The organism is Neomegalonema sp., assembly GCF_028688855.1.
Taxonomy (GTDB): Bacteria; Pseudomonadota; Alphaproteobacteria; order Rhodobacterales; family Rhodobacteraceae; genus Neomegalonema.
The window spans coordinates 191,178-203,442 of the sequence record NZ_JAQTXI010000003.1; the positions used below are offsets into that span (position 1 = coordinate 191,178).

The 12,265-nt window shown below is 70.6% G+C and carries 10 protein-coding genes, 1 tRNA gene and 1 riboswitch; of the genes, 6 read left to right on the forward strand and 5 right to left on the reverse strand.

The window, feature by feature from the left end:
• The first annotated feature begins 133 nt into the window (after window positions 1-133).
• Window positions 134-212: riboswitch (SAM riboswitch) on the forward strand.
• A 40-nt stretch (window positions 213-252) separates the two neighbouring features.
• Window positions 253-1,458, forward strand: coding sequence for an O-succinylhomoserine sulfhydrylase (gene metZ, locus PHN62_RS03640; protein ID WP_300146419.1), 1,206 nt, complete (start codon window positions 253-255; stop codon window positions 1,456-1,458).
• Window positions 1,459-1,485: 27 nt separating this feature from the next.
• Window positions 1,486-3,441, forward strand: coding sequence for a pentapeptide repeat-containing protein (locus PHN62_RS03645; protein ID WP_300146421.1), 1,956 nt, complete (start codon window positions 1,486-1,488; stop codon window positions 3,439-3,441).
• 15 nt (window positions 3,442-3,456) lie between these two features.
• On the opposite strand, the gene PHN62_RS03650 is transcribed toward PHN62_RS03645, so the two are convergent.
• From PHN62_RS03650 to PHN62_RS03665, 4 genes are all read right to left on the reverse strand, one after another.
• Complete coding sequence (locus PHN62_RS03650; RefSeq protein WP_300146424.1) at window positions 3,457-4,044, reverse strand: BON domain-containing protein; 588 nt, start codon at window positions 4,042-4,044, stop codon at window positions 3,457-3,459.
• Between the two features lie 190 nt (window positions 4,045-4,234).
• The gene (locus PHN62_RS03655; RefSeq protein WP_300146426.1) at window positions 4,235-4,975 is read right to left on the reverse strand and encodes a Bax inhibitor-1/YccA family protein; all 741 of its coding nucleotides are present in this window, start codon (window positions 4,973-4,975) and stop codon (window positions 4,235-4,237) included.
• Between the two features lie 97 nt (window positions 4,976-5,072).
• The gene (locus tag PHN62_RS03660) at window positions 5,073-7,613 is read right to left on the reverse strand and encodes an FtsX-like permease family protein (protein WP_300146429.1); all 2,541 of its coding nucleotides are present in this window, start codon (window positions 7,611-7,613) and stop codon (window positions 5,073-5,075) included.
• The gene (locus tag PHN62_RS03665) at window positions 7,613-8,362 is read right to left on the reverse strand and encodes an ABC transporter ATP-binding protein (protein ID WP_300146431.1); all 750 of its coding nucleotides are present in this window, start codon (window positions 8,360-8,362) and stop codon (window positions 7,613-7,615) included. Before PHN62_RS03665 ends, PHN62_RS03660 begins: the two co-directional genes overlap by 1 nt.
• On the opposite strand from PHN62_RS03665, the gene PHN62_RS03670 reads away from it, so the two are divergent.
• From PHN62_RS03670 to PHN62_RS03685, 4 genes are all read left to right on the forward strand, one after another.
• Complete coding sequence (locus PHN62_RS03670) at window positions 8,361-9,098, forward strand: arylesterase (RefSeq protein ID WP_300146434.1); 738 nt, start codon at window positions 8,361-8,363, stop codon at window positions 9,096-9,098. The two genes, PHN62_RS03665 and PHN62_RS03670, sit on opposite strands and share 2 nt — an antisense overlap.
• Window positions 9,095-9,667, forward strand: a complete 573-nt coding sequence (gene thpR, locus PHN62_RS03675; RefSeq protein WP_300146437.1) for an RNA 2',3'-cyclic phosphodiesterase — start codon at window positions 9,095-9,097, stop codon at window positions 9,665-9,667. The genes PHN62_RS03670 and thpR overlap by 4 nt, the downstream gene beginning before the upstream one ends.
• Before the next feature lie 132 nt (window positions 9,668-9,799).
• Window positions 9,800-9,874: transfer RNA gene (locus PHN62_RS03680), tRNA-Gly, on the forward strand.
• A gap of 237 nt (window positions 9,875-10,111) precedes the next feature.
• Window positions 10,112-11,125 carry a hypothetical protein gene (locus PHN62_RS03685; RefSeq protein WP_300146439.1) on the forward strand — a complete coding sequence of 338 codons (1,014 nt, stop codon included), beginning with the start codon at window positions 10,112-10,114 and terminating at the stop codon, window positions 11,123-11,125.
• Here PHN62_RS03685 and PHN62_RS03690 read toward each other — a convergent pair.
• The gene (locus tag PHN62_RS03690) at window positions 11,100-12,140 is read right to left on the reverse strand and encodes a LysR substrate-binding domain-containing protein (protein WP_300146442.1); all 1,041 of its coding nucleotides are present in this window, start codon (window positions 12,138-12,140) and stop codon (window positions 11,100-11,102) included. The genes PHN62_RS03685 and PHN62_RS03690 overlap by 26 nt on opposite strands.
• Window positions 12,141-12,265: the final 125 nt, after the last annotated feature.

A 12,265-nucleotide genomic window follows, 5' to 3' on the forward strand; every position in this document is an offset into this window, starting at 1 on the left:
TCCGGCCGCCCCTGACGCAGAGAGCCTGACCTGAAGGCCCGCTCCCGACCGGAGCGGGCCTTTTCCGTCCTTGCGGTCCCGTCGGCCCGCTTGACGCCGCAGGGGCGGAGTCTTAGCTTGCCGGGCGCGCGACTCCTCGCGCGGCGGCGATTTGATCGACCGGATTGCGGGCCGCCTGACCAAACCCGCTAAAAGGTTGGAGCGCGTCTCCTGTCCCGCCGGTCTCTGGCCTTCGCATGGAGTCCCGCCGTCATGACTCAAGATCCCGCCGATTCCGCATCCGGCCGCTCCGGCTGGCGGACCCGCACCCTTCTGACGCATGAAGGGATCCGCCGCAGCCAGTTCGGCGAGCTGTCCGAAGCGATCTTCCTGACCCAGGCTTTCGCCTATCCCTCCGCCGAGGCCGCCGAGGCGCGCTTCACCGGCGAGGATCCCGGCTTCATCTACGCCCGTTACGGCAATCCGACCGTGGCCATGTTCGAGGATCGTCTGGCGGCGCTCGAAGGCGCCGAGGCCTGTTTCGCCACGGCTTCGGGCATGGCGGCGGTCAGCGCGGCGCTGTTGAGCCAGGTTCAGGCCGGAGACCGGGTGGTGGCCTCGAAGGCGCTCTTCGGCTCCTGTCTCTATATCCTGGAGAACCTGCTCCCGCGCTACGGCGTGGAGACGGTCTTCGTGGAGGGCGCCGACCTCGACGCCTGGCGCGCGGCCTTCAAGGGCGGCGCCCGCACGGCCTTCATCGAGACTCCCGCCAACCCGACCCTCGACCTCGTGGACATCCGCGCGGTCTCGGCCCTCGCCCATGAGGCGGGCGCGACGCTCATCGTGGACAACGCCTTCGCCTCGCCGATCTTCCAGCATCCGCTGCAGCTCGGGGCGGACGTCGTGGTCTATTCGGCCACCAAGCACATCGACGGCCAGGGCCGCGTGCTCGGCGGGGCGGTGCTGGGGACGACGAAGTTCATCCGCGAGACCCTGGAGCCCTTCATCAAGCATACGGGCGGCGCCTTGAGCCCCTTCTCGGCCTGGCTGCTGCTCAAGAGCATGGAGACCCTGGATCTGCGCGTGCGGGCTCAGGCCGCGAGCGCGGCGCGTCTGGCGGAGGCTCTGGCGGAGAGCCCGAAGCTGACGCGGCTGGTCTATCCGGGCCGCGACGACCATCCGCACCGCGCGGTGGCCAGAGCCCAGATGGAGGGCGGCGGGACCATGCTCTCGGTCGAGGTCGCGGATCAGGCGGCGGCCTTCCGGGTGATGAACGCCCTGAGGATCTTCACCATCTCGAACAATCTGGGCGACGCGAAATCCATCGTGACCCATCCGGCCACCACGACCCATCAGCGCCTGACGCCCGGAAAACGCGCCGAGCTGGGGATCTCGCCGGGACTTCTACGTCTTTCGGCGGGGCTTGAGGATCCGGAGGATCTGGTGGAGGATTTCCTGACGGCGTTGAAATCCGTCTGACCACTGAACATATGGGGAGAGCGGCGGATGGGCTTCCGGACTGCGGCGATCTGCGTGAGCGCGAGTCTGGCCGCCCTGGCCGTTTCTCCGGCATGGGCCTGCGCCCCGAGCTTCTTCACCCCGCCGCTCACCCTGGCCGAGCGCTTCGCGGAAGGCGCATGGCTGGCGGAGGCCGAAGTCCTCGGATTCGAGAAGCGCCCGAGCGGCTTCCTCCATGGCGACGCGGCGGGGACTCCGATGCGTCGGGCCGCCGTGAAGATCGACCGCGCGCTCTGGGGGGCGCCTCCCGAGCGCCTGACGATCCGGCAATGGGACGAGGAATTCCCCAATTACTGGATCTGCATGCGCTATGAGCCGGCCTTCTGCCCCGAGGCGAAGACCGGCGACAGGCTTCTGATCCTCGGCGCGCCCGGCCCGGAGGGGAAGGGCGAAAGCCTCGAATGCCTGACCGCAGAGGATGCGGAGAAGGCGCAGGCCCTCCGCAAGCTGGCGGAGGAGGCGCAGACGCGGGTCGCGACCCTGCGCGCAGCGGCCGGACAGGCGGCGCAAGGGCCGGAAGGCTACGCCGCCGCCATGGCCTCCGCCGAGGCTCTGGCGGAATATGGCGACCATCCCGCCACCGACGCCGCCTTCCGTCTGGCGATTTCTCTGGATTCCGCCCGTCCCGAAGCCTGGCTGCGTCTGGCGCGCCATCGTCTGGAGGGCGGGAGCGGAGTCCACCGGATTCCCGCCGCGCCGGAGGATCTGGAGGCGGGCCTTGCGGCGCTGGACGAATATGCCGCCCTCCATGGCGAGCATCCGCGCCTGAGGCGGCTGCGCGACGACCTCGCGATGGCTCTGGGGGCGCCGCTGGACCTCGCGCGGACGGATCTGCGGGGCGCCTCGACGGCTCTGGGGACGGCGGGCCCGGTGCCCCTGAGGGGCGCGCCTCCGGGCTTCGACGCCTCGCGCAGCCGCCTGCCCTTCGACGCCGTGGAGGCGGATCTGACCGGCGCCAATCTCCGGGAAGCCGATCTGGAGGGCGGAGATTTCTCCGGCGCGATCCTGCGGGGGGCGGTTCTGGCCCAGACCCAGGCGCTGAGCGTCTCCTTCCGGGGCGCGGATCTGCGGGGCGCCGATCTCGCTTACGCCCGGCTGACCGGCGCGGATCTCTCCGGCGCGGATCTGCGGGGGGCTTCGCTGGTCTTCGCGGATCTGCGGGGCGCCGATCTGAAGGGCGCGGATCTGACCGGCGCCTTCGCGCCGGGAGCGCAGTTCTTCGGAGCGCGTCTGGCGGGGGCGCGTCTGGATCTGCGCGATCCGGAGAATCCGATGATCGAGCTGGCGGGCGCCTTCTCCGATTGCGCGACCCTGCTGCCCGAGGGGCTCGGGCGGGGGTTGATCCCTCTGGAGCGGCTCTGCGGCGCCGAGGAGCGGATCGCCGATCTCTCGGGACTGGAGACACTCGACGATTCCCCCGAATCCCTGCTGCTGCTGGAGGATCTCGACCTGAGGGGCGCGAATTTCTCGGGCGCGGGGCTGGTCGGGCGCATCGAGGCGCGGATCGCGGGGGCGGATCTCGGCGGGGCGGATTTCTCCCAGGCGCGGGTCTATCTCTTCTGGGGCGCGAAGCCCCGGGGGAGGGCGAAGCTCGCGGGGGCGGTTTTCCGCGAGGCCGAGCTCGTGCTGAACCTCCCCGGCGCCGACCTGAGCGGAGCCGACTTCACCGGCGCCCATGTGGCCGGGCTCAAGAAGGGATATGACCTGACGGGCGCGGAGTTCTCCGGCGCGACGCTGGATTTCGCCTTGCCCGGCTATACGGATCCGGCGGATCTGGCCGCCGTTCTGGAGAAGTCCGACCTCTCCGGGACGCGCCTCGCCTGCGTGGCGAGCGCCCGTCCGGCGGAGCGCAAGCTCTGGGCGGAGCTGGCGCCCCGGCTGTCGGCGGCGGGAGTCCTGCTCACGCCCTCCTGCGCCGAGGCCCTCGCGGCTTCGGCGCCCTGAGGCGGTCGGGGCGCTTCAGAATCCGGCGCGCGGATCCGTCGCCGACAGCACGTGGATCTGGACGTTGCGCACCCCCAGCACCCGCGAGGCGGATTCCGCGGCCAGCCGCAATTCGACTTCGCTCGGGGTCACGCCGAGCAGATGGACCACGCCGTCGGAGGTGGTCACGTCGTAATTGCCCTGATTGATGTTCGCGTTGGCGAGGAGTCCGGCGCGCACCTGGGTGCTGATGCGCAGATCCTCGATGTTGGCCAGCGTCCCCACCGGCGGCCCGACGATCAGTTCGTTGAGCACCTCGCGCACGCCCGTCGCCGAGAGCGCCGCCCGCATCGCCAGAGCCCTGGTCTCGGCGTCGGGCACGCGCCCCACCAGCAGCACCCGCCCCCGGAAGACCCGCACCGTCACCGAGGAGAAGGTCCCGAGCGACACCAGCCGCGACTCCACGCCGATGCGGATTCCCGTATCGTCGGCGGCGGAGCCCATCGCGCGCAGCGGCGTATAGCCGCTGGAGGCGGGGCCGGGCGTGGCGGCGCAGCCGCTCAGCGCGAGCGCGGCGGCGAGCAGGGCGGGCGAAACCAGGCGCGGCTTGGAGAGGAGAGGCATGAGGCGCAGGACTCCGGACAGGGGGCGGCGAGGGCGGAGGAGGGCCGCATGATCGCGGAGCCCTCCCCCTCAGGCAAGGCGCCGCGACGGATAGGGGTTGAACTCCGGGCATGAAAAACCCCCGCGCCCTGTCCGGACGCGGGGGTCTTCGTCTCTCCGCAGCCTCCCGCCGGAGCGGGAGGAGGCTGGATCACTCGTCGCCGCCCATGATGCCCATGAGGCTCAGGACCGACTGGAACATGTTGATGAAGTTCAGATACATGCTCAGGGCGCCGAAGATGGCGCTCTTGCCCATGTAGGCGGCGCCGCCGTCGGCGTCGGCGAGGTAGAGGTATTCGTTCTTCAGGCGCTGGCTGTCATAGGCGGTCAGACCGGCGAAGATCAGCACGCCCAGAGCCGAGATCGCGAACTGAAGCGCCGAAGACTGCATGAACAGGTTCAGCAGGCTGGCGAGGATCAGGCCGATCACGCCCATGAACAGGAAGCTGCCCCACCCGGAGAGAGACTTCTGGGTGACGTAGCCGTATCCGGCCATGGCCATGAAGGCGATGGCGGTGATCAGGAAGGCCTGGGTGATCTGCGCGCCGGTGAAGACGAGGAAGATCATGCCCAGCGAGGCGCCCATCACGCCCGCGAAGGCCCAGAAGGTCGCCAGGGCTCCGGATTCGCTCATCTTGTGCGCGCGGAAGCCGATCAGGAAGATGAAGGCCAGAGGGGCCAGCATCACGACCCAGCGCAGCGGCGTGCCGTAGATGGCCTGAGCCAGCGCGGGGGTGTTGGCGATGGCGTAGGCCACGACGCCCGAGAGCGCCACGCCGCCGGCCATGAGACCGTAGACACGGTTCATGTAGGCGCGCAGCCCCTGGTCGATGCTCGCGGCCGTCCCGGTCGTGGCGGTTCGGCCAAATGAGGGCCGTTCATATTGCGCCATAGGCGGAGGTCCTTTCGAGGTTGAAGACTTTGAGGAGGATATCGTTGCGGGCGCCGCGGATTCAAGCGCGCATCGGTCAAGCTTTCATGAAATCCCCTTAACCGTCCTGCGTCCTCAAAACGCGGGCGGGGCGCACGGCCAGGGCTCGCCAGACGAAGACCGAGCCCGCCGCGAGGGTCAGCAGCGCCCCTCCGAGGATCACGCCGAAGGCGACTCCCGGAGCGTTCTGAAAGGGTTGCTCCATCACGAAACGCATCACCGCCCAGGCTCCGGCCCAGGCCGCCCCGAAGGCCACCAGACCCGCCGCCGCCCCCGTCAGCAGGAAGCGCAGCGCGAAGGCCGCCAGCAGAAGCCTCCGCTCGGCGCCCGCCGCCTTGAGCGCCGCCGCCTCGTAGAGCCTCTGGCGCTGGCCCGCCGAGACCGCTCCGGCCAGCACCGCCAGACCCGCCAGCAGCACCGCCGCCGCCGCCGCCCTCAGCCCGAGCGTCAGGCGGTCGAGGGCGGAGACGGCGCGTCCCACGGCCTCGCGCACGCCCACGGCGGCGGCGTTGGGATGGCTCGCCCCGAGCGCCCGCAGGACGCCCGCCTCGGCTTCCGGCGGCGCGTAGAGCGTCGCGAGATGCGAATGCGGCGCCGAGCGCAGGGCCGCGCCGTTGAACACCATCACGAAGTTCATGCCGAAGCCGCGCCAGTCCACTTCGCGGAAATTCGCCACCCGCGCCCGCAGAGGCCGACCCAGAACGTTCACTTCAATGTGATCCCCGATCTTCAGGCCAAGCTCCGCCCCCTCGCGCGCCGCGAAGGAGACCAGAGGCTCTCCCGTGTAATCGGCGGGCCACCATGCGCCCTGCGTGAGCTTCACGCCCTCCGGCGCCGAATCGGCGTAGGTCAGGCCCCGGTCGCCCCGGATCAGCCAGCGGGCGGACTCGGGGGTGTTGGCGGCGGTGAGCCGCTCGCCGTTCAGCGCCACGAGGCGTCCGCGCAGCATGGGCGCGCGATCCACCCGCGTCACGCCGGGCAGGGCGGAGGCCTCGCGCTCGAAACGTTCGCCGTCGGGGGCGGGGATGTCGAGGAAGAAGAAGGCCGGGGCCTCCTTCGGGATCTCCTGCTCGACGACATGGCGGAGATTGGCCTCCACCAGGCCGAGCGTCGCCATGAGGGTCAGGCCGATCCCGAGCGACAGGGCGACTCCGGTCGTTTCTCCGCCGGGGCCGCCCGCCGCCGCCAGAGCCAGACGCAGCGCCGGGCGTCCGCGCGTGATCCGCGAGCGCCCGAGCCGCCGCGCTCCCCAGGCCAGAGCCGAAGCCGCCAGACGCAGCGCCAGGAAGGCCATGGCGATTCCCGAGAGGAAGCCCAGGGCCGTCCGGGGCGAGGCCGAGAAGGCCGCCGCGCAACCCACGATCAGCGCCAGAGCCCCGAAGGTCGCGAGGATCCAGCGCCAGCCGGGCCGCACGGGCTTCTCCTCCACGGCGGCGCGATAGAGCCGGGCGGGCGGCGTGGCCTCGGCCTGTCCGAGCGGCCAGAGCGCGAAGAGCGCCGCCGTCAGCAGGCCGTAGACCGCCGCCTCGAAGAGGGGGCGCAGATAGATGCGGAAATCGGCGGGGATGGGCAGGCTCTCGCGGAGGATCCCCCCAAGCGCCCAGGGCGTCAGGGCGCCGAGGGCCAGCCCCGCCCCCACGCCGATCAGCGCCACGAAGGCGATCTGGATCAGATAGATCCGCGCCACCAGCCCCGAGGAGGCCCCGACCGTCTTGAGCGTGGCGATGGAGGCGGTCTTGCGCTCCAGATGGGCCCGCGTGGCCGCCGCCACGCCCACGCCCCCCACGCCCAGAGCCGCCAGACCCGCCAGAGCGAGGAAGGAGCCGAGATTCTCCACGAAGCGGCGCACCGAACTGGCCGCCTGGGAGGGATCGCGCAGCCTCAGGCCCGAATCCTCCAGCCCCCGCTCCAGAGCCGCGCGGGCGGCGCGGGCGTCGGCGCCGGGCGGGAGGGTCAGATTCAGCGTCGAGACGTAGAGGCCCCCCGGCTGCAGCAGCCCCGAGGCCTCCAGAGTCGGCAGAGAAACCAGAGCCCGCGGCGCCGCGTCGAAGCCGCCGAGGTCTTTATCCGGCTCATCCGCGACATAGCCCGTCAGCCGGACCCGCTGGGTTCCCAGCCGCGCGAAATCGCCCGGCTTCATGCCGAGCCGCTCCGCCAGAGAGCGCTCCAGCAGCAGGCCGGGGGCTCCGTCCAGGGCTTCGAGGAAGAGGCGCGGCAATTGCTCCGGAGGCTCGGAGACGAAGTCTCCCGCGAGCGGATAGGCCTTGTCCACGCCCTTCACCGCCGCGAGGCTCCGTTCCTCGCCGAAGACGATCATGGCCCGCAGCTCGACGAAGCGGCTCGACGCGACGGAGCCGCGCTCCAGGGCCGCGATCTCTTCGGGCGTGAAGGCCCGGTGACGCACCGAAGCCGAGAGGTCGCCGCCGAGAATCGCCCGCGAATCGGCGCGCAATCCCTGCTGGATCGCCTCCGAGACCTGGCCGATGCCCGCGATGGCGCCCACGCCCAGCGCGAGGCAGAGCAGCACCACGGCGAAGCCCTTGAGCCCGCCCCGGAAATCGCGCCGCGCCAGACGCAGCGCCAGAGCCCACCCGTTCATCAGACGTCCTCCGGCGGGAGCAACAGGCCGTCGCGCATCCTGAGCACGCGGTCGCAGCGCGCCGCGAGGGTCGGATCATGGGTCACCAGCACGAGGGCCGCCCCATGGTCGCGCCGCAGCCCGAAGAGCAGATTCATGATCGCCGCGCCGTTGGCGCCGTCGAGATTGCCCGTCGGCTCGTCGGCGAGCAGGATGCGGGGACGGGGCGCCGTCGCGCGGGCGAGCGCCACGCGCTGCTGTTCTCCGCCCGAGAGCTGCGCCGGATAATGATCCAGCCGCGCCCCGAGCCCCACCCCCTCCAGAGCCGCCGCCGCGCGCTCGAAGGCGTCGGGGGCTCCGGCGATCTCCAGAGGGGTGGCGACGTTCTCCAGGGCGGTCATGGTGGGAATCAGGTGGAAAGACTGAAACACGATTCCCATATTCTTCCTGCGGAACCGCGCGAGGGCGTCTTCGTCCTTGCGGGTCAGGTCTTCGCCGAAGGCGCGGATCTCTCCGCCGGTGGCTTGTTCGAGCCCGCCCATCAGCATGAGGAGCGAGGATTTGCCCGAGCCCGAAGCCCCCACGATCCCCACCGCCTCGCCGGGCCGGATCGTCGCGTCCACGCCCTTGAGGATCTCCACCGCGCCCGCCCGGCCCGAGAAGGTCAGGCGCAGATCCCTGATCTCGAAGGCGGGCGGGGTCTCCGCGCCTTCCGCCTGCTCCGCCCGCGTCGTCCGCGCCGCCCGCGCCGTTTGTGAGGAACCGTCCATGCCGCGCCCTTCCCGATCCGAATCCGCTCCGTCTTCGCCGAGGAGATATGTTCCGAGCCGCCGCGCGTTCAACCTCGCTCTTCTGCTGGGGGGGCTGGCTCTGGCGGGCGGGGGAGCCTCGCCGCGCGCCCTCGCGGAGGAGGCGGCGCCCGGGCCCTTGCGGGTTCTGGCCTTCGGCGACAGCCTGACCGCCGGATACGGGCTTTCCCCGGAAGACGGCTTCGTGGCGCGGCTTCAGGCCTGGATGGACGCCGCTGCGCCGGGGCTGGCCTCCATCGAGGACGCGGGCGTCGCGGGCGACACCACGGCGGGCGGACTGGCCCGTCTGGACTGGCTTCTGGGAGATGATCCTCCCGATCTTGTGATCCTGCAGCTGGGCGCCAACGACGCCCTGAGGGGTCTGCCGCCCGAGGAGACCGAAGCGAATCTGCGCGCCATGCTGGAGATCCTCAAGACCCGCGACGTCGCCGCGCTGCTGGCGGGGATGATGGCGCCGCGCAACATGGGCCCCGATTACGTCGCCTCCTTCGATCCGATCTATCCGCGCCTCGCCGGAGAATTCGACGTGACGCTGCATCCCTTCCTGCTGGAGGGCGTGGCGACCGATCCGGCCCTGAACCAGGCCGACGGCCTGCATCCCAACGCGCAGGGCGTCGAGGTGGTGGTGGAGGGAATCGGGCCGCGTCTGAAGGCTCTGGCCGAAGCCCTGCGCGAAAAGGAGAGGGAAGGGGCATGATCCGCAGCTTCATCGCCTTGCCGCTGCCGGTCCGGATCGCCGCCGATCTGGAGGCCCTGCGGGCTCCGGTTCCCGAGGCGCGCTGGGTCGCGCCGCAGAACCTGCATCTGACCCTCGCCTTTCTCGGCGAGCAGCATCCTCATGCGCTGGAGGACGCCGATCTGGCGCTCTCGGCGATCCGGGCGCCGGTTCTGGAGCTGCGTCTGGAGGGGGTGGGGCTCTTCGGAGGCGACAAGCCCACCGCCCTTTATGCGGCCCTGGCGGAGAATCCGGATCTGCGGCGGCTTCAGGCCAAGGTCGAGCGGGCCTTGCGTCAGGCGGGGGTGAAGTTCGAATCGCGCAACTTCACGCCGCATGTCACCGTCGCCTGGCTCGGGCGCAAGGCGCCGCGCCACCGGCTGATCTCCTGGCTGGAGGGCTTCGCGCTCCACCGGAGCCCCGCCTTCGCCGTGGAGGAGTTCGCCCTCTACCGCTCCGAGATGGGGACGGGGGGCTCGGTCTACGAGGCCATGCGGGAATATCCGCTGGGGGAATCCGCCCTGGCCTCGGGGTCTGCGGAGGAAAATTAACCAATTCTTCAGGTTTGGGGTCGTTTTGGGAAAAATATCCGTCGTAGGGCTGATTTTTCCTCTTGCGCGCTTTTCAGAAACGTCTATAAATCGCGCCACGCCGGACGTTGGAGCGGTCGGCGGACGCGGAATGCGGGCGTAGCTCAGGGGTAGAGCACAACCTTGCCAAGGTTGGGGTCGTGAGTTCGAATCTCATCGCCCGCTCCAACGCCTCCCGAAACGGGAGGCTTTTTCTTGTCCTTCTTTCCCTGACGGGAATTCCCGGATGCGGCCTCGCGCGCAAGCGTGATGGAGCCCGCAGGCGGGTCAGGACGCGGAACGTCTCCTTTTCACCATGATCTCCCCGTCTTTCCCGCTTCCGGCCCGTTTTCGCGCCGGAGGGCTCATTCTTTCGTGACCATTCCTCTGCATGCTCGGCGTCAGGCTGCGCTGCAGGGAGGCGGGATGCCGGCGATAGACGTCAGTTTGACCGTGGATGTCGAATTCAACATCGGCGGCGCCTTCGCCGATCCCGACGCCTTTGCGCCGGTGGGGCTGGCGCATGTCGATTGCCCCGCCGAGGGCGAGGATCACGGTCTTCCCTTCCTGCTGCGGATTCTCGGGCGTCACGGCTTCCGGGGCGTCTTCTTCGTCGAGACGGTCCAGGCCGCGTGGTTCGGCGAGGAGCCCATGAAATCGGTGGTGGCGCGGCTTCTGGAGGCCGGGCAGGACGTGCAGCTGCATCTGCATCCCTGCTGGACCTGGTTCCGCCATCCCGACTGGCGCGAGCGTCTGCGCCGCGCCGCGCCGCTCGACGATTGCGCGGCCCTTCCTCCGGCCGAGCTGGCGGAGCTCATGACCGAGGGCGCCGCGGCTCTGGAGCGCTGGGGCGCGCCGCGTCCTGCGGCCTTCCGCGCCGGAGGGCTCAAGGCGGGGCTGAACGTCCATCGGGCGATGAAGCTGGCGGGGATCGGGCTGGGCTCCAGCGTGGGGCTGGGCTATGCGCCGCCGCGCGATCCGGAGATCCTGAGCCTGGCCTCCGGCGTGCGCGAGCCGGTCGAGGGCGTGCGCGAGACGCCGGTCACGAGCTATCTGGCGCCGAGCCCCTCGGGCGGGACGGCGCGTCGGCTGCTGACCGTCACCGGAACCTCCTTCGCCGAGATGCGCGGCGTTCTGGAGCAGGCGGCGGCGCGGGGGATCTCTCCGGTGACGATCCTGACCCATCCCTTCGAATTCGTGAAGCATGCGCCGCCGGGCTTTCCCGGCGTGCGGCCCAACCGGCTGAACAAGGCGCGGTTCCGACGGCTCTGCGCCTATCTGGCGGCCCGGCCCGACCTCTATCGCGTGACCTCCTTCGCCGAGGGCGCCTCGCGCTGGCGGGTCGGGACCGGCGAGGATCCGCCCCTGAGGGCCTCGCCCGCCGCCGCCTTCGGAAGACTGGCCGCCAATGCGCTCAACGACCGCCTGCGGCGGCTGTGAAGGGATCCGCCTCATGATCCGCGAGTCCCGGCGCCAGGCCGGAAGCTCCCTTCGCTTCTCCCGCCGTCTCCTCCGGAGGCTGGGCGCCCGTCTCGGCTCCCGTCTCGGCGCAGAGCCAGTCATGGAAGAGCCGGAAGCCTTCCAGCGCCTCGGCGGCCTGCGGCCAGACCAGAAGGCAAGGCTGGTCGCCCTCAAGGCGGCGCGGCGAGAGGCGCGTCAGCGCGCCGCTTTCGAGATCGTCCAGAACGAAGGCTTCGGGCAGCAGGGCTGCTCCGAGCCCCGCCCGCGCCGCCGCCAGCGTCAGGCCCAGATCCTGAAAGCGGGGGCCCCGGGCGATTTCGGTCGGATCCGCCTGCGCGTCCGCGGCCTGGAACCAGTCGAGCCAGAGATTGGGGCGCTCGGCCTGCTGGATCAGCGGCAGCCGCGCCAGATCCGCGTCGGAGAGCCGCGCCCCTCCGGAACGGCCGCCGAGGCCGGAGCGGCGCGCCAGATCCGGCGCCGCCACCGCCGTCAGGCGCTCCTCGAACAGAAGGCGCCAGCGCGTTCCGGCGGCCGGCCTGGCCGCGCCGCGCTGCAGCGCGCAGTCGAAGGGCTCGGCGAGGAAGTCGACGGGCCCCGCGCGCTCCGCCAGCTCGAAGGCCGCCTGAGGCGTCGCCGCCGAGAAGCGCGCCAGACGCGGCATGAGCCAGGTCTGGCCGAGGCAGGGCGCGACCGCCACCCGCAGCAGATCGCGCCTGCCGCCGAAGGCCATGACCCGCAGCGTCGAGGCGTCGAGATCGCGCAGGATGCGTTCGGCGTCCTGGAGCAGGGCGCGTCCGGCGTCCGAGAGGGTCAGCCTCTGGCGGACGCGGTGGAACAGCCGCGCGCCCAGCCGCATCTCCAGAGACGCGAGCGAACGGCTCACGGCGCTTTGCGTGAGATGCAGCTCCTGCGCGGCCTGAGTCGCTGAACCAAGCCGGGCGCAACGCACGAAGGCTTCAAGTTCCGGCAAACTGGGCGTATAGCCGCTTCTCATGGCGTTCTCCCGAGTTCGCTCCTCCCTTCGGACATCCTATCCGAAAGGAGGGTCCGCGTCTCGGGAAACCGCCGCATTCACCATGGAACTCCCCGTCAGGACTGAAAAAATCGGCGGGGAAGGGA

Excerpts from the sequence above, each read along its gene's own strand:
- metZ (WP_300146419.1), top strand. The coding sequence starts at position 253 with ATGACTCAAGATCCCGCCGATTCCGCATCCGGCCGCTCCGGCTGGCGG.
- PHN62_RS03645 (WP_300146421.1), top strand. The coding sequence starts at position 1,486 with ATGGGCTTCCGGACTGCGGCGATCTGCGTGAGCGCGAGTCTGGCCGCC.
- PHN62_RS03650 (WP_300146424.1), bottom strand. The coding sequence starts at position 4,044 with ATGCCTCTCCTCTCCAAGCCGCGCCTGGTTTCGCCCGCCCTGCTCGCC.
- PHN62_RS03655 (WP_300146426.1), bottom strand. The coding sequence starts at position 4,975 with ATGGCGCAATATGAACGGCCCTCATTTGGCCGAACCGCCACGACCGGG.
- PHN62_RS03660 (WP_300146429.1), bottom strand. The coding sequence starts at position 7,613 with ATGAACGGGTGGGCTCTGGCGCTGCGTCTGGCGCGGCGCGATTTCCGG.
- PHN62_RS03670 (WP_300146434.1), top strand. The coding sequence starts at position 8,361 with ATGCCGCGCCCTTCCCGATCCGAATCCGCTCCGTCTTCGCCGAGGAGA.
- PHN62_RS03665 (WP_300146431.1), bottom strand. The coding sequence starts at position 8,362 with ATGGACGGTTCCTCACAAACGGCGCGGGCGGCGCGGACGACGCGGGCG.
- thpR (WP_300146437.1), top strand. The coding sequence starts at position 9,095 with ATGATCCGCAGCTTCATCGCCTTGCCGCTGCCGGTCCGGATCGCCGCC.
- PHN62_RS03685 (WP_300146439.1), top strand. The coding sequence starts at position 10,112 with ATGCCGGCGATAGACGTCAGTTTGACCGTGGATGTCGAATTCAACATC.
- PHN62_RS03690 (WP_300146442.1), bottom strand. The coding sequence starts at position 12,140 with ATGAGAAGCGGCTATACGCCCAGTTTGCCGGAACTTGAAGCCTTCGTG.